General features: G+C 46.5%; 10 protein-coding genes. All 10 read right to left on the reverse strand.

From position 1 onward, the window contains the following. Positions 1–105: 105 nt before the first annotated feature. The 10 genes from D7322_RS24460 to D7322_RS24505 all read right to left on the reverse strand — a co-directional run bounded on the left by D7322_RS24460 (position 106) and on the right by D7322_RS24505 (position 19,869). Positions 106–1,275: a FecR family protein gene (locus D7322_RS24460; RefSeq protein WP_121126818.1), complete on the reverse strand. Its 1,170-nt coding sequence runs from the start codon at positions 1,273–1,275 to the stop codon at positions 106–108. Between the two features lie 95 nt (positions 1,276–1,370). Further along, positions 1,371–1,976 carry an RNA polymerase sigma factor gene (locus D7322_RS24465; protein WP_121126819.1) on the reverse strand — a complete coding sequence of 202 codons (606 nt, stop codon included), beginning with the start codon at positions 1,974–1,976 and terminating at the stop codon, positions 1,371–1,373. 175 nt (positions 1,977–2,151) lie between these two features. Next, positions 2,152–4,626 (reverse strand): DUF4982 domain-containing protein, encoded by a 2,475-nt coding sequence (locus D7322_RS24470; RefSeq protein WP_245971455.1) that lies wholly within the window; start codon positions 4,624–4,626, stop codon positions 2,152–2,154. Positions 4,627–4,689: 63 nt separating this feature from the next. Next, positions 4,690–5,718, reverse strand: coding sequence for a glycoside hydrolase family 53 protein (locus D7322_RS24475; protein ID WP_121126820.1), 1,029 nt, complete (start codon positions 5,716–5,718; stop codon positions 4,690–4,692). A gap of 38 nt (positions 5,719–5,756) precedes the next feature. Beyond that, positions 5,757–6,809, reverse strand: a complete 1,053-nt coding sequence (locus D7322_RS24480; RefSeq protein WP_121126821.1) for a DUF5111 domain-containing protein — start codon at positions 6,807–6,809, stop codon at positions 5,757–5,759. 80 nt (positions 6,810–6,889) lie between these two features. Next, positions 6,890–8,455 carry a RagB/SusD family nutrient uptake outer membrane protein gene (locus D7322_RS24485; protein ID WP_121126822.1) on the reverse strand — a complete coding sequence of 522 codons (1,566 nt, stop codon included), beginning with the start codon at positions 8,453–8,455 and terminating at the stop codon, positions 6,890–6,892. Between the two features lie 46 nt (positions 8,456–8,501). Beyond that, complete coding sequence (locus tag D7322_RS24490) at positions 8,502–11,486, reverse strand: SusC/RagA family TonB-linked outer membrane protein (protein WP_121126823.1); 2,985 nt, start codon at positions 11,484–11,486, stop codon at positions 8,502–8,504. 155 nt (positions 11,487–11,641) lie between these two features. Continuing rightward, positions 11,642–14,215, reverse strand: a complete 2,574-nt coding sequence (locus D7322_RS24495) for a hypothetical protein (RefSeq protein ID WP_220700166.1) — start codon at positions 14,213–14,215, stop codon at positions 11,642–11,644. Between the two features lie 159 nt (positions 14,216–14,374). Continuing rightward, complete coding sequence (locus tag D7322_RS24500) at positions 14,375–18,298, reverse strand: ATP-binding protein (RefSeq protein WP_121126824.1); 3,924 nt, start codon at positions 18,296–18,298, stop codon at positions 14,375–14,377. 104 nt (positions 18,299–18,402) lie between these two features. Beyond that, on the reverse strand, positions 18,403–19,869 hold the full coding sequence (locus D7322_RS24505; RefSeq protein ID WP_121126825.1) for a tetratricopeptide repeat protein: 1,467 nt from the start codon (positions 19,867–19,869) through the stop codon (positions 18,403–18,405). Between the last annotated feature and the right edge of the window lie 383 nt (positions 19,870–20,252).

Consider the following 20,252-nt stretch of genomic DNA (forward strand, 5'->3'; position numbering starts at 1 on the left):
AGCGCTCCAACGCTCCTGATTATTTTTACTGTCCATACGTTATCTTTTTTGTCGCTTTTTTACTTCATAGGCTATCGGGTATTTTAGCTGGTTTGTTTATAAAATCTATTTTCTTTTCACGTATACGGTATTCGAATGAACAGTAAATTGGACTTCACCGGTACTTGCTAAGGCTTCCAATACAAAATTTAAATTCTGGTTACGGGGTAATACCCCTTCAAATTTCAGTTTTCGCAGGCTTTCATCCTCATATTCAATCTTTACATTATACCAGCGGCCTATTTGATTCAGAATATGATTTAGGTCTTCATCAGAAAAGGTAAATGTGCCATCTTTCCACGACACATAATTTGCTGGGTCAACCGGAATAAAAGAAATGCTGTTATTCTGGACAATTGCTTGCTGATTGGGCTGCAGTTGATGTAGTTTTTTATTTCCTTTTATATTAATAGCCACTTTGCCTTCGACCAAAGTAGTCCGCGTAGCCTCGCCGGGATAGGCCGAAATATTAAATGCTGTACCCAATACCTGCACCGTCTGGGCGGGTGTCTTAACAAGAAAAGGTACTTTGATCCGCTTGTTATTCTGAAGCATGTATCGTGTAGCCACCTCAAAAAATGCCTCACCTTCCATTTCTAATTCTCTAGGTTGGCCTTTACTTCTGATTTTATATGTTAATCTGGAGTCCGAATTTAACCAGATCTTAGATCCATCTGCCAATATGATGTGGTAAGTACCACCTTTCGGCACCGTGATTACCATGTCCTGATGTATCGGTTCATGACTTTCCAAACCTTCGATGGAAGCTCCGTCTGCGTACATGAGTTCATCGCCAAAAACGATACTTTCGTGTTTATTACTGAGCGCAATTTCTCTTCCGTCGGCAAGCCGTAATGAGGCAATACTTGTACCCGGTTTTATCGTATTTCGTTCATCGTTATCCAAACGCGACAGCATCCACAGAGACGCTCCGATACTGACGACCAGGAGTGCCGCCGCGGCTACCGTTTTCTTCCAATTCCAGTTTAAATAGCGCGTTTTAGATCGGGTGCTTCTTATATTTGCCAATACATTAGTTTCCAACTCTGCAAACCAGTTCAGTTCAACATGTGGATACTCTTCCATATTGGCAGCTATTTCATTATCGATCAACGAACGTAAACCTTGCTCCTGATCATCCGACGCCAGCAAAAGTTGAAGTTCTAACATTTCATCCTTGGTTAGCGTATCGTTGAGATATTTATTGAACAGCTCTTCAAATCTAGGGTTTTGCATACGTTCTTTTCTTACATATACGTTTGGAAATGAAAAACCAATGAAGTGAATTCAAAAAAAAATAAAGAAAATATAAAATTAGGTTTAAGAAATTGTTAGGCGTGCAACATTTTGGCTGAAAGCAATGCCAGCACTATAAGGAAAGACAGATCCGGCCGCTGCTGAAAATAATTTCTAAGTGTCGTATTCGCGTTTGTAATATGGGTATTTACTGTTGCCACCGAAATTGACAATAATCGGCTTACTTCTTCATAACTTCGGCCTTCAATCTTACAGAGTATAAAAACACGCCGGCGCTGCTCTGGCAACTGTTCGATTGCCTGATTTAAAATATCTTTCGTTTCCTGGTTAAAAACCCCTTCCTCGATATGGGAATAAACTTCAGTAAGGTGCGTAAAATAATCCGCAACAAGACGTTTTTCATGCGCTAATTTACGCAATCGATCGTAGACCAAATTACCCGCGATCCTATATATAAAAGCATGAAAAGACAGATCGGTATCGATATCCTGCCTACGTGTCCAAATACGGATAAAGAGCTCCTGCAGCAGGTCCTCTACATCTTCCTGCGACTTAAGGATACGCATCATCGACTGCGCTAACGTGCTTTTATATTTCGTGATCAATTCCTTCATGGCTAATTCATCTCCATCCTTGAGGCGATTAATTATTGAAGTATCTACAAGACCATTGCTTTTCAAATCGATGCTTTTATTAGGTCTCTAAAGGTAGTTAATCACATGTAAAACTCCAAATTTACAGCTTATCAAGTTTCTACCCCATCTCCGGATACACACGATTACTGAGACCACAGCAATTGCCGTTGATCCACCCACCTTTAGCCTAATGATTCTAAACAAGTATAAAGTCCAGCCCTTAAGGCGCAGAAACGGCATGAACAAGCAATACACCTTTTTTTAGGCCTCTGCTTTGCGCCTGTACCTGAATCTTGCCGGCCTCTTCGGCAGCCTGCACGATCAGGGTAAGCTGTCCGTTAAACAAGTGCATCTGTGGCTTATGAAAAGCCTCGAGGTTGGTCGGATCGCCATTGGCCAAGGCCTTGAATGTACCCGCTCCTTTTACGTCAAATTGTACCAGCCCGTCTGCATGTGGGCACAAATTTCCATCTTTATCCACTGCCTTGACACGAATATAAGCCAATGCACGTCCATCAGCAGCAATCGTGCCGTGCACAGTCTCCATTTTTATCTGGTAGGGTTTTCCCGCCGTCCGTACAATTTTCTCATCTGCGGTTTTTCCATTTTCATCATAGGCCACCACCTTGATTTCCCCGGGCTCGTAAACCGTATTCATCCACATCAGGCGATAACGTGCTTCGATTGATGCTTTGCTTTTTCGTTGTATCCCCTGGCTCTTACCGTTGATAAATAGTTCGGCACTTGGGTAATCCGTATAAACGAATACCGGAGTTTGTTGCCCCACACGATCAGGCCATGTCCAATGTGGCAAAATGTGCAAGGTATGTTCATTTTTATTCCAAAGGCTCCGGTAGAGGTAGTAGCGGTCCTTGGGTATGCTTGCCAGATCGATAATACCAAACATTGAGCTGTGGTTGGGCCAGGCATCCGTATCGTAGGGCGATGGTTCGCCGAGGTAATCAAAACCCGTCCAGACAAACTGACCCATGGTCCAATGATGGTCTTCGGCCAATGCAAAATCCTCATCCGGCAAGTTTGACCAGGAACAATGTTCCATATCATAGGAAGAAGACTGATGATCGGGATACAGCATGTCTCCCTTTTTCACGACCGGAAATTTATATACACCACGGGAACTCACCGTTGAGGCCGTTTCCGAACCCAGCACAAGGTTTTGTGGCAATTTGGCATAAGCTTCTTCATAACGGTGCGTACGGTAGTTGAGCCCCGGGACGTCCAGCAGACTGGCAAAACCATTTTCCAGTACACAGGTCACTTGGTCCATCCCACAGGTAACAGGCCGCATAGGATCTTCGCGATGGCAGATATCCTGCAAAAATGAAGCAACCTTATACCCATCGGCACTACACTGCGTCGGTACTTCATTTCCGATGCTCCACATCACCACCGAAGGATTGTTTCTAAAATGATGGATCATATTGACCATGTCGCGTTCTGCCCATTCCCCAAAAAAGCGATGATAACCATTCTTGCATTTGGCAATATCCCATTCGTCGAAAGGCTCGATCATCATCATCAGGCCCAATTCATCACAGAGGGCCACTAACTCCGGAGCGGGCATATTGTGCGCCGTACGAATGGCATCACAGCCCATATCTTTAAGCAACTCCAACTGGTAGCGCAAGGCCGAGACATTGATCGCAGCCCCCAAGGGGCCGAGGTCATGATGATTGCAGACCCCTTGAAATTTTCGAATTTTACCATTTAGCATAAATCCCTTATCCGCAATGATACGGACTTCCCGAATCCCAAAGCGGGTTTCAAAGTTATCCGTCAATTTGCCGTCGACATATACTTGTGTTGATGCCCGGTACAGATTGGGATGTTCTGGGCTCCATAGCGCAGGGTTCGTCACCTCAAAATTTTGTACGAAAGGCTTGCCGTAGTTTATTTTTTGTTGATTTTCCTTCTGCGCCACCACACGCCCCTTCGCGTCGGTGATGGCTGTCACCATCCGCAGCAATTTGCCATCGGCATTTTTCAGGTTAGTTTCGAGTTTCACCGAAGCCAGGCTATCCGACACAAAGGGCGTCGTTATATACGTACCCCAGACCGGCACATGCACCTTTTCGGTAACGATCACATGGACGTTGCGGTAGAGACCCGCTCCCGGATACCAGCGCGAGGACTGTGCTTTATTTTCCAGGCGCACAGCAAGCTTGTTGTTCATTCCATCGGCATGCAACAGCTCCGTCACATCACAATGAAAAGCATTATAGCCGTACGGCCAGAAGCACGCTTCTTTTCCATTGACATAAACCCGAGCCTCACTCATGGCGCCATCGAATTTCAGGACCACACGTTTTGTGTTGGCGTCAAATTGAGGAATATCGAACTGATTGCGATACCAGCCCACACCGACATAGGGCAAACCACCTGTCCGGCCCGTCTTTACGGAAGCTTTCTTCTCTCCATTCTGTGTTACGGCCACATCCTGCAAATCATGTGCACGGTCAAAAGGTCCATAAATAGCCCAGTCATGCGGCACGGTAACATGTTGCCAGGTTGCATCATCCAGTGCAGCGGACTCACCCCCGTCGACCTCACCCTGAAAAAAACGCCAGTTTTTCTCCAGTAAAAAAGAGTTTCGGGTCAGCTGTCCCAGTGATGCTGTCGGAATCAAGAAGAGCAAAAGGAACAGAAAATAAGTAGCATGCAGTAATTTCATCATTCAGGTGTTTATCGTGTGTCGTTTAAGCTAATCATTCGCCATTTAAAGCGTATAAATATACTATTATTTAAATGCATTCAATGCCTTTGTCGGCCGTCCATTGTTATCCAAGGCGCCTAAGGTATAACCATTCCAGCCGTTGTGCGCCAAGGGCTCCCAATAAAATATGCCCAGCACGTTTTGATCGGGGATTGCCTCCACCATGTTGAAAAGATCGTTGAGCCAGATTTCGGCCGTATCTGCTTCATCCCAGCTCATGCCCACCTCACAGATCATTACCTGCGTGTTGTACCGTGCAATCATATCCTTGATATTGCCTACACAGGCAGTATTGCGTTCTTTCCAATTATCTTTTGTTGGATACAGTGACATCCCGATCACATCCCATTTTCCGTCGTTATTTTTCAGCCCATCAAACATCCAGCGGAACAGCGCATTGTCGTAGCCATTATGGAGGTGTATGATGACTTTAGCCGCCGGAAAAACAGCTTTCACCGCATCGTAGCCCGCATTGTTCAAAGCGGCATAGTTAGCCATGCTGACCGAGGCTCTACCCTCCTCCCACAGCATCCCATCTCCGGTTTCATTGCCCACCTGTACCCATTCCGGTTCAATGCCATTGTCCTTCAGCAATTGCAATACCGCAGTGGTATGGTCGCTTACAGCCTTCTTTAAGCCATCAAATGACAATCCTTTCCAGGCCGCAGGTTTTGTTTGCTGCCCCGGATCCGCCCAGTTATCGCTGTAATGAAAATCCACCATGAGACGCATCCCCAAATGATGCGCCCGCCGTGCTTTGACCAAAACATCATGTTGATTACACCAGCCCCGTTCGGGGTCTACCCATACCCGCAGGCGTACCGCATCCATTCCCAGTCCATGCAGTAGCTTGAGCCCGTCCACCGCTGCTCCCCCGGCGTTAAAAAACTGCACACCGGCAGCCTCCATTTCCGTCATCCAGCTGACATCCGCTCCTTTGGCCAAATGCGTTGTATTTTCGGCTGGCACAAGATTATCCTTGTCGCTGCAACTTGACAGGCCAAAATACAAACCTATTAGGCCTAAGACCATTCCTATTTTTAGTGCTTTCATTAAATCTTTTTTTTATAGCGTGTTATAGCCTAAAATGACTACTCCACATGATATTTGAATTGCTTGGGATCAGTCAGATCGAGGATCAGGGTATGCGTACCCACCTTATCGTAGGCAAATCCACTTCCATCGGCCGTATATAATGCACAGTTGCCCTCACCTTCTGCAGCACCAAAAAACCAGGTCCAGCTGCCGTTGATCAATACTTTAATGCCCCATTGTTCGGCGGCCGTGGTTGTAATTGTTGCTTTCCATACCTTTGCCGCCTGATCATAAGCCATCGGAGTGGCCGTGGCGCTCCAACCATTAAAATCGCCGGTCACAGCCAACGACTCCACGGAGGTTTCCTTCCAGCTCATCTTATTGACGTCAGCCGTTAGGTACAGGTAGCCGCCCTGGCTCGTCCAGCAGTTCCAACGGTCTGCCCCGCTATATAAGATATATTGGCTACCGTCCAATGGATAAGAACCGTAGATCAGTGAAGCATTTGCACTTTCTTCGTTTGTTAAATAAAAATTATACCACTGGTCGAGGCGTACAAATCCATCGTAAAACCCATCTTCTTTGCGCGAACACAGTTTCCAAGAAAATTGGTTCAGCTCCTTATTCGCCAGATAGAGATAAGCAGCCTCCTGGATGGGTGCATAGGCAGTAACCGCAATGGAGACCACGTTGCTATAAAGCCAATCCGTATTGGCTCCCAGCCGCGAGGCAATGCGGACATAAAGCGCTTTTTTCTCGCCGGGTACAAATCCCATACCTGAGACAAGACTGTTTAGCTGCTCATGGGTATAACTGATTGCGCTAGCCTCCTGTTCAATGCTTTTCGCGAGGGTTGAAAAAGAGGCGTCAGCAGCTATCTCAATCTTATTTTTCAGAGCCGACTGCGCCATTGCCGCAGCACTCTGCAAGATCGCCTCATCCCAGACGAGCTGCAGCGCGACGGCTTTTCGATCCGTGGCCTTTAAGGTAAGCTCCTGTGTGCTGCTGTGCAACACCGCTGGCCTGATGCCAGTAACGGCAGGCATTCCGCCTTCCTTTTTACAGGCCACAAAGAGCAATGCCAAGATATAGAGTGTCAATTGTTTCATGTGTCAATATTTATCTTTAAAAGGCCATATGGGAATATCCTATTTTGGCCTATTTCTTTGTCGTTAACTAAATTCAACCATTAATAGCCCGGATTTTGTACCAGATTGGGGTTTGCGCTCATATCCGTCGTCGGAATTGGATACAGGTTAAATTTAGCATCCACACTGCGGCCATTTATTTCACCGCCTTTCCATTGCCAGAGGTACGCGTTGCCGGTAAATCGTCCAAACCGGATCAGGTCTGTACGACGCGTGCACTCCCAGAACAATTCCCGGCCCCTTTCCGCCAGGATAAAATCCAGTGTCAGCTGCGCCTGATCAATAGATCCAGTAGCATTTCCGTAGGCACGTTCACGAAGACGGTTGACCAGCGTAATGGCTTCCTGTACACTGCCGCCACCGCCACGCAATACCGCTTCGGCATACATCAGATAGACATCAGCCAGGCGGATCATCGGAAAATCCGTGCTCACCAATCCTTCATCCGTCTTATAGCTGCCATCATCGTTCAAATTTGTAAACTTAACCATTCCGTAGCCTTGGCTTGACGCCCCCGGGTCTTCCACATCCAGTGACTGCCCATTTTTCCAAAAATCCCCCCTTTTATCTTGTACCTGAAATAAGGCGACAAATTCACGTAAGGTACGGAAACTGTTCCAGCCCGACAGCACACCATAATCTGATGCTTTCATGCTGCCTACAATCGGACCGTTGACCAGATAAGTGGTGGCACCCCATGTCGTCGTATGTGCCACATCAGCCTGAATCGGAAAAATGATCTCATTCGTACGTTTATCATTGTCCGCATTAAACAGCTGCTTGTAATTGGAATGGAGCGCGTATCCGCCGTCGATCACTTTCTTGGCATAATTTAGGCAGTCCGCATAGCGCGCGGTGCCCGTATAAACTTGCGCATTCAAATAATTCTTAGCCAATAAAGACCATGCCGCAGCACGGCTCACACGTCCATATTCATTCTGGCGAGCTTCAGGTAGCAGCATAGCTACTTCGGTCAATTCTTTTTCAATAAATGCGAAAAGCTCGCCCCTTGTCATCCTTGGCGGAAAAAATGCCGCTACCGGATCCTTTTCTGTTACAAAAGGAACATTTCCATAAAGATCCATGGCATGGCTATAAGCCAATGCACGCAGAAAACGCGCTTCGGCGGCAAAAGCAGCAATTTGAGCCTGTTCAGTCGAGCTGAAGGCGGCCAATTTTTCCGCTGTTGCATTCCGTAAAAACTCGTTGCAGATCGCTACCGTATAGTAAATCCGGTAATACATCGCATTGACCCATGTATCCGAAGCACCCCAGGTCATATACTGGATATCGGTCATGTTGTCTCCTCCGGCCCAGGTATAGATCACCTCATCCGTCGGTACCTCCTGTAGGTTAAAATACACCCGAAGGTAGCCCCAGGATGCGGTGCTGCTCGCCATATCCGGATCGGCATCCCCACGGCCATTGCCCGCTACAGCAAACGAGCCGTATAATTTGGCAAGCACAGCCCGGTAGCCATCCACCGAGGTGTATACCGACTCTGAGGTCGTCTCCACCGTAGGGTATTGGTTCAAGTCTTTTGTGCAGGACTGCAGCAGCAAAATCATGCTCAGCAATCTAAAACAATATATTCTTATCTTTTTCATCCTTTTCATTTGTTTTTCAACTATTTATCTATTTTTCAGGTATCGCTTAAAAATCCAAATTGAGGCTTAACGAAAACGTCCGCGAGCGTGGATAGAATGAACTGTCAAATCCACTCGGAACCTCAGGGTCCATTCCACTATAGTTGCTCACAATAAAGACATTCTGTGCCACCGCACCCACACGTAGGCTCGATATCTTCCCGACCTTGCCAAAATTATAGTTCACCGAAAGGTTTTCCATGCGGAGGAAGGATGCGTTTTCGACATAGTAATCCGAATAATATTGCCTCGTTTGAAAACCAGTATTGAAATAGTCACGATGTAAGTTATTGATCGCCGGGTCCACATATTGCAAGGTCTCCCAGGCACTCAGGTTCATTTTTGTATTGTTAAACACATAGTTTCCGACATTTGCCCGCAGGGTGGTTGCTGCAGTCCATTTTTTATAGGTCAATTGCGTATTGAAGCCAAACAGCCATTTTGCCGCCGGAGACTGATAGCGGTACAGATCTTTTTCATTGATGGCTCCATCCCCATTCAGGTCCGCATAAACACCTTCCAGGGGTTTGCCCGCTTCATTATAGAGCTGTTTATAGACATAGAACATATTAGGCTGATAACCAGTCGTGAGGATTTGAATTCCTCGGCCACTGACATTCGGACCTACATAGGTCCCCACAGCATTCGCATCCTGAACCAATGCAATATTGGTCACTTTTGTGTGCTGGTTGGTCGCATTGAAATTAACTTCCCAACGTAGATTATCCTTTTCTACGGGGACCGTATTCAATTGGAATTCAAATCCGCGGCTTTCCACATTGCCCACATTAATGGTGGCATTCTGGTCAAAGTTTGTTCCTGCAGCCACTGGGACATTGGCCAGCAAGTCATGTGTTTTTCTTGTGTAATACTCCACCGAGCCCGAAATCCTGTTCTTCCACAGGGCAAAATCCAAACCATAGTTAAAAGCCTTGGTCGTTTCCCAGCGTAAATCCCGGTTATACACCGACGGGCGGTACACCAGATGGTACTGATCGCCAAAGCGGTATTGCGCGTAAGCCGTTCCCAAATTATAGACCGGCAGATATTCGTAATTCCCTATGCCCTCCTGCTGCCCCGTCACGCCATAGCTGGCACGAAGTTTTAGGTCGTTCAGGAAGGAGATTCCTTTCATGAACGACTCCTGTGAGAGGCGCCAGGCCAAAGCGACCGAGGGAAATGTCCCCCAGCGGTTTTCGGGACTGAAGCGCGAGGTTCCATCCTTTCGAATGGTGGCCGTCAGCAAATAACGGCTGTCATAGTTGTAGTTGATCCGGCCATACCAGGAGATCAAGGTATGGCGCTCGTCCGATGCAATTGCCGTAGAGCGTATATTATCGCCAGCCTCATTATAGTACACGATCGGCGGCCGCTTTGCGCTCCAATATTGATAATCATGGCCCGCGGTCACATCAATTGTACTCTTGATGTCCGAAAAGAATTTATTGTAATTTAAATAGCCGGTAAACAGCCTATTCTTGAGCGTCTGCTCATAGCGGTCAAAAGCACCACCGACTGTGAAATTATTGGCCGCACTTGCCGGGATCAGGTTGGACCCATTTCCTTTGGCATAGTCATATCCCAAAGTTACGTGAGCTTTTAATTCCGGCAGCATATGTAATTTATAGTCCAGGTCAAGGTTACCTACAGCTCGATTGACCGTACTGCGGTGTTTCTCCTGCTTGAGTAGCCCCAGCGGATTGAGGTTGGCCCCTGTTGCCGGCAGTCCAGCATTATCCAGGCCCTCATAATAGCCCCCATAAGCATCCACTCCCGAGTAGATCGGTTGTGTGGGATTAAAAGCCACAGCAGACCATATGGCGTCGGTATTGGCAAAACTGTTGTTGTTCCGTGCAGCTTTAACATTCAGGTTTACGGTCAAGTGTTTATTGAAAAATGTAGGGTTAACAACCAATGCGCCGGTCATCCGTTCCGTTTTGTCCGTCCGCAAGGTACCCTGCTGGTTATAATACCCTACCGAGGCACGAAAAGGCAGGACCTTCCCCATCTTTCCCTGTAAACTCAGGTTATTATCCGTACCCATGGCCTGCTGAAATACCTCAGACAACCAATCGGTCGAACTATTGCCCAGTAAAGCCTTCTGTGCCGCTGTTCCCTTGCTATTGATCAGCTCGGCAAACTCATCGCGCGACATCATATCAGCTACCCCCAGCGCCTGCTGCATGGATACAATAGAGGAAAAAGACAGCCGGAGCGCATCGCCCTTTCCTTTTTTTGTTGTGATCAACAAAACACCGTTTGAGGCACGCGATCCATAGATCGCTGTAGAAGATGCATCTTTGAGCACCGTCATGCTTTCAATATCATTGGGATTGATCAAACTCAGAAAATTGCCGCTGTTGCCACTAATTCCACCCGTCTCCAAGGGGACGCCGTCCAATACGATCAATGGATCATTGCTAGCGCTTAATGAAGCACCACCGCGGATCCGTATGGTACTGCCAGAAGAGGGCGAACCACTGTTGGACATCACCTGCACGCCAGCCGTTTTACCATTGATCAGCTGCTCGGGAGAGCCCACCAGTCCGCCATTAAAATCCTTGCTCCCGACGGTATTGACCGCACCTGTCAGGTCCTTTTTAGTTGTACTGCCGTAGCCCACCACCACCAGTTCTTCCAAAACATTTCCGGCCGGCAGCATGTTAACGTTCAGCGTCGTACCCGCCACTGTCAAGGTCTGGCTGCTATAGCCCACCATGGAAAATAGCAGCTGCGATTTCCCTTTCGGTAAAGCAATGCGGTACGAACCGTCACTTGCCGTGGAGGTACCCACCGTAGTTCCAGCCACCAAAACCGTCACGCCCGCCATCCCTTGTCCTTGCTCGTTACGCACCACACCGCGGATATCCTGTTGTTGCATCAACCCTATCCACCTGCTTTCTGCACCCGTTGCTGCTTGTAGCTGCGTTTCCCCAAGACAGGATAGCAATGACAAGCCCAATAAACTTGATTTAAATGCAAAACCCTTCATTTTATTTAGATTTATATTCGTTTATAATTGTTTCTATTTCACGTTATTCCCCTTATAATGGCGCTGCCTGCGGCTACAAATATTCCAGCCGGGCTACTCCAACCAGATCGTTGATGGCCCGCCAGGCCGTACGACCGCTGCAGTTTATTGTCCGGCTACTCCAGCCATACAGCCCCAATGGATAAAGATTGCCCCTCCATCTGCTGTCCCGATACGATCAGCTTTTCGATATCCATGCTGTCAAACTCCGCGGGAACTGCCGGTTTAAAAAACCGTTCAAGAAAGACGGGATAAGGTGCAGGCAACAAGGCCGTAGGCACGAGCTGTAGATCCGCCAGCTGGATACGAACCGTTGTTTCTGACGAACCAAGCCTAATATCTTTCACATAGGTATAACCATTTTTTGTCACAAAACCTGCTTTGAGTACAGCCCCTTGTCCCGTATACTTTAATAGAAGACAAAGCTGTCTGGCAGCACCTAGTCCCGCAGGCCTTCCCTGCGCCACTGCTTTAATATCCTTTACCCAAAAATATTGAGCTCCGGCATCCTTCGCCCGGAACGTATACGTCCAAACAGGGATCTGTCCCAGCTCCTGCTGTTGCCGCACCGAAGTCATATGAGCCGTTTCGGGGATCGCAAAACTCTCGAAAGAAGATGCCTTGTCAAGCGATTCGAACAATGGAATCCGGGCATGCTGTTCGTACAATCCAACCGTCCAATACCGTTTGACGCTATAATCCCAATCGAGCGGAGCACCGGCACGATTGTCCGGGTAGGTCACTTGTTTCCCACCGACGAATACCGTAGCAGTATATTTCAATTCATTTCCTGATAACCAGGATGCCGGTATTTCTGCTTCATAGGTATCCTGGTCTTTGGCGACCAGTTTGATGTAGGGATTATTATCTTTCCAAAACGAGACCTGATCCGTCTGTAATATGATCGAGTCAGGCTGTTGCTCATATACCAGGCGGAACTGCAATTTTGCCGAGCGGCCTTTTTCCAATACTTCCGGCTGCTGATGGATCAAGATCGGCTGCTTCAACGGTTCGGTCTTCGGTGCATAATAGTCGTCCAGGCGCCCATTTTTCCATATTGAGGATGCAGTCCAGCTCGTATACAGCTGTAGATCCTTACGTTTTAAGAGATAAACGCCAGGCTGGGCGACAAAGGTCGTTGCATCTACAGCAATGGCCTTTGTGGCGTCATGCTGGCCCAAAAGTGGCTGCACCGTAAAGCGCTCGCCCAAATCAGGGATCCGGATAGCGATCTCTTGCGGCCGGTATAAGATATGCACGACCTCACGGTTGAGCGAGGGCTTGGCAAAGGGATCCGCAATTTTTTCGGCATCCGGCATCACTTCCAAACGCCATAGTCCATCTTCCAGACGATCCAAAAAATAAGCCCCCGAGCCCGCGTAGTTTACAACAGGAGAAGAACCCCGGCCAGCAATATGCTGTAGCTTTTGCGGCTGTACCGGCTTGACCTTAGTATCATTGCTATAAAAAAACTTGTCGGGCGCATTCATCAGCGAGAGATCCTGTTCATAACTGACCAGGAAATTGCCAAACGCCGTATTTTGGGGATAGGGCGGAAATTTTTGGTTTCTTGGTATATGATAAGCCACTTCGGCAGCAATCATCGTACTGATCGCTTTTGCAGGAGTGTAGGCCAAATTGAGATAATGCGTCTGATATTCGGTATTATAGGCTGCGATGTCCATTGGATCGTAAGCAAACTGGGTGATCCATTGAAATCCAGCCGAACGGAAGGTACGGCTCATCGCGGGATGCATATAGCTGTAGAGGTTATCCGCAGGATCATACTCATAGACCGCCTTGGCTTTACTGGCAAATCCCTTCAGGTTTGAAAATGGAATGGCATATTGATCGATATAGGGCAGAAAATTGCCTTGGCGTTGCCGCCCGGCCACCAGCCCGACAGGATACCATTGGTAGGTGGTGCCCTGGATATCGGCATTGAAGTAAGCCGAAACATGTTCCATGTTATGGCTTACATTGTAAAAGATCGGCTTTTTATTTCCACTTTTCTTCATCGCCGCAACCATGCGCGCAATGTAGGCCGAGGTGGTCTGCACAGCCCCCATGTGACAAGGTTCATTATTGATCTCGAAGCCAATGACGTACGGATCCTCCAAATAGGACTGACCAGTATAAGGATTGACATGGCGCAGCAATTGTCCGATATACCGCTCCTGAGCAGCTATAGCATCAGGGTGGGCATGCACCTGGCATTTGTCATAGTGGTAGGTGAATGCATCCGTATTTTCATTCCGTTCCGGATAACCGTTACCAAAATTGGTCATGCCCGTAATCAGGATACGGATCCCTTTTTGCTGGAGCTTAAAAAATAAATAGTCCAGCAGGTCCAGGTGCTCATTACTGATCAGGTTTCCATTTTTATCCGAGATTTCAACATCCCAGATATGGATGCGATAAGCATTATATCCCAAACGCGCAAAATGGTAAACATCACGGTCAATGGCCTGCTTATGGTCAATCCCCTTTTCGCGCAGCGCACGGTAAGCATGGGCAAAAGGGACTGTATAGTTGACACCATAAAAGGATGCCTCCGCTTTGGTATCAGACCAACGCATCACACCCTGAGGGTCGACAAATACCGTTGGCACCTTTTTGTTGACCTTAATCTGTGCATAGGATTTAATATACCCCAAAAGAGCAAAGCAGCATAAAATAATTACACGCATGGATTGTATCGATTTATAATTTTCTGGTTATTACTATTGCAAACCTATCAATCCATACGATCTTTTAAAGCTACAAATCGGACAAAGAACAACACAAATTAGACATTTTTCGCTTGTCCAATTTGGATCAAAACCCAAAACAAACTAAATATCAACAACTTACTTAAAACTATCCATATAAGACTTTGGCGGCATACCAAATTCCGACTGAAAGCATTTTGAGAAATACGAAGCATTGGAGAAACCGACCATATACATGACTTCAGCCACGGTAAACTTTTTTTGCTGCAGCAACAGGGCTGCTTTTTTGATGCGGATGCTACGGATATATTCTACCGGTGTATAGCCTGTCAGCTGTTTGATCTTGCGGTAAAGCTGTTTGGCGGCCACATCCGTCAGGTCGCTGAGGCGCTGAACCGAAAACTCAGAATCATCGATATGCTCTTCGATGCGCTGTGTCACCTGTGTCAGGAACTTTTCATCTGGCGATTGCACAGCGAGAGGCTCCGCTGGTTTGCTGATTTCGTCGATACGCAATTGCGTTACGAGTTTTTCTTTTCTGTCCAATAGCTGGAGCAATTGCATCTGGAGGATTTCCAAATCAAAGGGTTTGGTCATATAAGCATCTACTCCGGCCGTCACCCATTCGCGCTGGATCAGGTCATCATGCTGTGCCGTCAGCAGGATGATCGGTATTGTTGCTGTAGCCGTATTTTGGCGAAGCTTTCTGACCATTTCAATTCCACCCATATTGGGCATCATGGCATCCGTGATGACAATATCGGGCATAAAAGTATGTCCATCGATCAAGTGCAGCGCCTGACGGCCGTCCCCTACAATGCTACAATCATACGTCGTTTGTAAAGCGTTTACCAAGAAATCAGCAAGTTCGGCATTATCTTCGACGATCAGCAGTTTAGGTTTGTCGCCCCGATCACGATTTCCCGCATCTACCTTAGGGTTATCCTCCTTGTACGTATCGTCTATGCGAGCTAGTTTCAAGTGAAGTGTCACTTTGGTTCCCTCCTGATTACTTGCTATCCCGATGTTCCAGCCCAACTGATCACAATAGCTTTTGACCAAGAATAAGCCGACCCCGGTCCCCTGCACCCCACTCACCTCTTTTAAGGAAGAGCGGTAGAATTTGCTAAAAACATAAGGCAGGTCATCCAAAGCGATTCCAATTCCGGTATCCTCCACGACCAATTGCACGTCGGTATCCCTTGCCCGCAGGGAAACATCCACCCTTCCATCCGGCCGATTGTATTTGCAGGCATTCGCAAGCAGGTTATTGACGATCGATCCCAGTTTGGCCACATCCGTTTGTACAAAAAAACTTTCCAAATCACTATCAAATCGAATGGCGAGGGTTGTATACTCAGGGAGCTGCTGCCAGTCTTCGGTGATCTGCCTGAGATAAGGCACAAGGTCAATCTGTGATGTAAGCAGTCCCTGCAGCGGTGTTTCCTGCTGCTCCACCCGATCAAAGGTCATGAGTTCCTGAATCAGGTGACTGATTTTTAAGGCATTTCGGTGTACGCCATCCAGCTGTTTCTTTTTATCGCTGTTTTTTGTCTGCCGCATCAGTTGGCTCACGGGCGCCAGGATTAAGCTCAATGGTGTTTTCAGCTCATGTGATATGGCTGCCAGAAAGTCCATTTTCATCTTTGTTAATTCGAGCACCTTCCGTCGCTCCCGCCGCTCCCATTTCAAGGTATTGCGCACCCGGAAAAAATTGACGATCCAAAACAACAGGCAGACTGCGATAAGCATATAAACGCCCTTAGCCCAATATGAGGCATACCAAGGATAGCGAATCCGGATATGATAGGTATAAATTTCAGAAACAACATGGCCAGCAATATCCACTTTGGCCAACTGTAAATCATAGCTACCCGAATTTAAATTGGATAGCAGCACCTTATTATCGCCACGTTCCATGGGGATCCAGGTTTCGTTTTGACCTTTAAAGGCATAGGCCAGGCGATAGCCGGGATGATTTCCGTAGTCCAAGTCCGAAAATTCAAGCCTAAGGTTGTTCTGATCGTGATCCAACGTAATTTCATTGCGGTAACGTAAGCCATAGCCATAATTACCGAAAAGTTCATTGTTGATATACATTGCAGTAAGTACGATCTTTTTTGATCGCCCGATACCTTCAGGCTCCTTTTGGGCAGGTAGCAACACCACTTCATCAATTCCACCGAGCACCACCTCAGCCCTTTCGGCATCGTAATACATGGACGAAATCCGTTGTCCATAGCGCAGCAGTTCGGCTTTGAGGCTTTTCTTATTGATCTGCCAGACCCCAGCATTTGTGGCCACCCAAATAGCGTCATCCACTTCGACCATGGCTGTAACCTCGCCCCTACCGACAGGGTCAAAGCGAATCCGTTTACTTTTCCCTTCTTCGCCGATCTGTCTTAGCTCGCCGTGCTCACCTATCCATAGCGTGTGCTGCTTATCTTTCAGCATAAAGGTCGCCCGCGCAAAGGACTGGCCGGCACTATCTTTCAATTCACTTATCTTGCCGGTGCCCCTATCAATGCTACTGATACCCTTATTATAAAATAAGGCCAGCATCTTGCCCCGGCCATTGTCGAGGATCTGGTTAGCAAAATCTTCCAAAAGCCCGTCCGCTTTACTAAAATTCTTGCTTGCTGTGATTGGCCCCTTTGTTTCCAATAGCGTATTGCGGTTGACGACAAATATCCCCCCCATGTAGGAGGCAATCCACAGATTATCCGCCTCATCTTCCAGAATATCGTACGCCCACTTTGCATTTCTTCGCCCACTGGCGTCTAAGATCGTAAAGTTTCTGAATTGCTGGCTATGGGCATCAAAAACATTTACTCCGCCATCAGAAGCAATCCACACCAAACCGCTACGATCCTCATAAATATCCCGAATACGATTATGGGTCAGACGATAGTCCTTGGCATCCATGCGATACCAAAAGCTTTCCGAAGCGCGGCCGCCCAATCCATGGCTACGGATCAAGCCATTATCCCCACCCAGCCAGTACCATCCCTTGCGGTCCTTTGAAATTTTGTAAAAACGGTTGCCGTCACTGCTTGACGTCAATTGGTAGATGGGTAATATTTTTTCCACCTTACGGTTTGACCATAAGGAAAAGCCGAGATCGGTGCCCAGCCAGATATTTTCCGATCGGTCTTTAAAGATACTCCATACTATATTGTTGGCCAGTGAGTTTCTATTGCGCGAATCATGTTTAATCCGCGTGACCAACTGCCGATCCAGCTGATAGCTAAACAGACCATCATCCGTCCCCACGAGTAAAGTACTTTTGTCGTTGGAGGCCATTGCCTTGATCGGATGATTCTGAAGCACCGGGGTCTTTCGGAGCGTAGAGGAGCTATTTTCATACAGATACAGGCCGTATTCGGTCCCGATAAAAGTTTTGGTAGACCCCTTGATGGTAAATATCGAATTCACAAATTGATTGCTTCCCGGTCTATAATCAGGGAGTACCAACGGCAATGCCTCTTTTTTGGCAGGGTTCAATTCAAAGAGCCCATTATACGTACCGATTAAGAGCCTATCCCCGACCTGATCGAGGGCATAAACAGCAGTTTTGATCTTATTTTTAGCGACAGATTTGCCATAATCCACAAGCTGCCGCGTCGCGATATCATAGCAGTATAAACCAGCGATCGAACCTATCCACAACTTATCACCCGCGCGTAGTAAAGCCCTGACATCCGAAGGCCCACCTGCCGGAAAAGGTTCAAAGCGATCTTGCTGATAATTGTAAAGTAGCACACCTTGTCCGGTACCCAGCGCAAAGCGCTTGTCGTCTATCAGCGCAATACAGTAGACAAAGGTCTGAAAAGGAGATTTGGCCCCGCTGAGCGCCTGTAAAGAATAGCCATCGTAATTAAAAAGACCATTGTTACTGCCCAGCCAGAGCATTCCCAAACTATCCTGCGCAAAGGAATGCACCGTATTTGCATTCGTTCCCAACGAAATATTCCGAAAAGAAGGCTGATCCAGTGATTGCCCAAGGAGGGAGCTACTGATCAACGAACTGACAAATAAACAATAGAAATAAAAAGAATGCATGATATACGCGCTATACTACAAACTTAATTAATTCCCCATCGTTTTCAATTATTTCCTACATTTCCGCTACAAAAAGATTCCTCAGGCTGTTATCAAACTCAACATTATCCCTTCTCTGCCAACCCGCGCATCCAGGTGTTGAAATCTGCATCCGAAGGGATTTCAAGCTTCTTGCGCAACCTGTTCTTGCGAACCTGTACAGCCCGGATCGTGACAAAGGTATATTCCGCGATGTTCTTTGTCGAAAAATTAAGAAAAGCCATGGCACAAAACTCCAGTTCCGTCGTTCTGATATTGGGGTCAAGGATTTTCAGGGCCTGGATAAACTGCGGGTAGAGTTCAGCAAATAATGTCAGGAATTCGGGATTATTACTTTTGGCCAGGTCGATCAGATTATTGAACTTGTTTTCGCCGATCTGCTCTGTAAGCTCCTTGTTGAGGGTTTCTGTTTCCTGTAGCGCCTCTTCCTTTTGTCCCAACAGCTTACGGTTGTGCCACACACGCCATACAAAAAATACAATGGCAACAATAAGTACTGCCAAGATGATTAACGAGATCGTAACTGATTTTGACACCTTAGTATCCGATTCCTGGTCTTTTAAATTTAAAATCAGACTGAGCACCTGATCAACGACCTGTCTATTTTCCCTTTCCAAAGAATCACTGAGGAGGGTAAAGGCCATTCCATAGTGATCGGCTTTAGCTTTATCTAAGCCGGTTGTTCGGTAAAAATCGGCCAGTTCTTGGTACGAATTTTTCATTCCAATTCTGCTGCCAACGGCCCGCTTGCTCGCTAGGCTCTCTTCATAATAAGCAGCAGCTTTTTTCAAGTTCCCTCTCTTTTTCTCCAAAAAGCCTAAGGCGCCATAGGTGTTCAGGACGATAGGAATTTTATATTTTTTTATGAGATCCAGTGATTTATCAAGGTATTGCTGCGCTTTCGCAAAATCACCTCGTGCAGCATATAACCTTCCTAGATTGTCATAAACAACTTGATAACGTTTGGCCGCATCTTTCTCCTCAAAGACCTTCAGGTTCTCCAATTGGAGTTCGGTATATTTTTGCACAGAATCCAGTTGTTCCAAATTTTGAAAAATAGAACTTAAATTTTCGTAGTTAAACTGGTAGGATTTTACCTGTTGTTCGCCTGTGAGTTTTTTGATCAGCCCCTGTTGCAGACGAAATGCCCGAAGGGCCTGTTGATTCAGATTGAGGTGACCATATGCTCTTCCCCGTAAGCGTAGTACTTCGGATTGCATGAAAATTTCTTTCTTATAATAGTCGGTCGTTTCAATACGATCCAGCTGTTTCAGTCCTTCCTTAAATAAACCTACCGTTACAAGACCTTCTGCCAGGTAACAGCCAGATTTTGCCTTTCCTTCATCATAATTTGCTGCATTGGCCAAATTAAGTGCTTTTATTGTGGTCTCTAAATAGGTAACCAGATTGCCTCTATTAGCGAATTCTATTGACTTCGCTAAGAGTGAGTCAATTTCTTGCTTCTTGTTATCGTCGGCAAAAGTCTTAAGTGTCAGTAGGAAAAAAATAAATAATAAAAATTGTCTTGTCATCGTATTATTAGGTCATCATTTAATTTAAAGGTAGATATCGCTAAATTCCAGGTCTAAATTAACGTTTTTTTTTAGACAATACTTTCGTTTTTCAATAAAAAAAATGTGCTTTCCGACTATTTTTATTCTTCATTGTGTGTTGTTCGTCTCAACAACTACAAAATTGTCGTTTAATCATATAGAAATCAGCAATACACATATCTATCACAAATATATCTCTTCTTTTCCAACAGATAGTAAACAATATCACTTTCTGGCCGGAGATCACTTCGGACTAGATTTGAGAACTAGAAAAGGAGTTCGAATCCATATTCGATGTTAGTATTACAAAAAAAGCTAGATCAAAGCGTCGGTTAAAACCATACCTTTACTGATCCCTGATT

Origin of the sequence: Sphingobacterium puteale (genome assembly GCF_003627955.1) — a bacterium.
GTDB lineage: Bacteria > Bacteroidota > Bacteroidia > Sphingobacteriales > Sphingobacteriaceae > Sphingobacterium > Sphingobacterium puteale.

Bases quoted from the DNA above. Each gene is read 5' to 3' on its own strand.
- D7322_RS24460 (WP_121126818.1), bottom strand. From the start codon at position 1,275: ATGCAAAACCCTAGATTTGAAGAGCTGTTCAATAAATATCTCAACGAT.
- D7322_RS24470 (WP_245971455.1), bottom strand. From the start codon at position 4,626: ATGATGAAATTACTGCATGCTACTTATTTTCTGTTCCTTTTGCTCTTC.
- D7322_RS24485 (WP_121126822.1), bottom strand. From the start codon at position 8,455: ATGAAAAAGATAAGAATATATTGTTTTAGATTGCTGAGCATGATTTTG.
- D7322_RS24495 (WP_220700166.1), bottom strand. From the start codon at position 14,215: ATGCGTGTAATTATTTTATGCTGCTTTGCTCTTTTGGGGTATATTAAA.
- D7322_RS24480 (WP_121126821.1), bottom strand. From the start codon at position 6,809: ATGAAACAATTGACACTCTATATCTTGGCATTGCTCTTTGTGGCCTGT.
- D7322_RS24500 (WP_121126824.1), bottom strand. From the start codon at position 18,298: ATGCATTCTTTTTATTTCTATTGTTTATTTGTCAGTTCGTTGATCAGT.
- D7322_RS24505 (WP_121126825.1), bottom strand. From the start codon at position 19,869: ATGACAAGACAATTTTTATTATTTATTTTTTTCCTACTGACACTTAAG.
- D7322_RS24490 (WP_121126823.1), bottom strand. From the start codon at position 11,486: ATGAAGGGTTTTGCATTTAAATCAAGTTTATTGGGCTTGTCATTGCTA.
- D7322_RS24475 (WP_121126820.1), bottom strand. From the start codon at position 5,718: ATGAAAGCACTAAAAATAGGAATGGTCTTAGGCCTAATAGGTTTGTAT.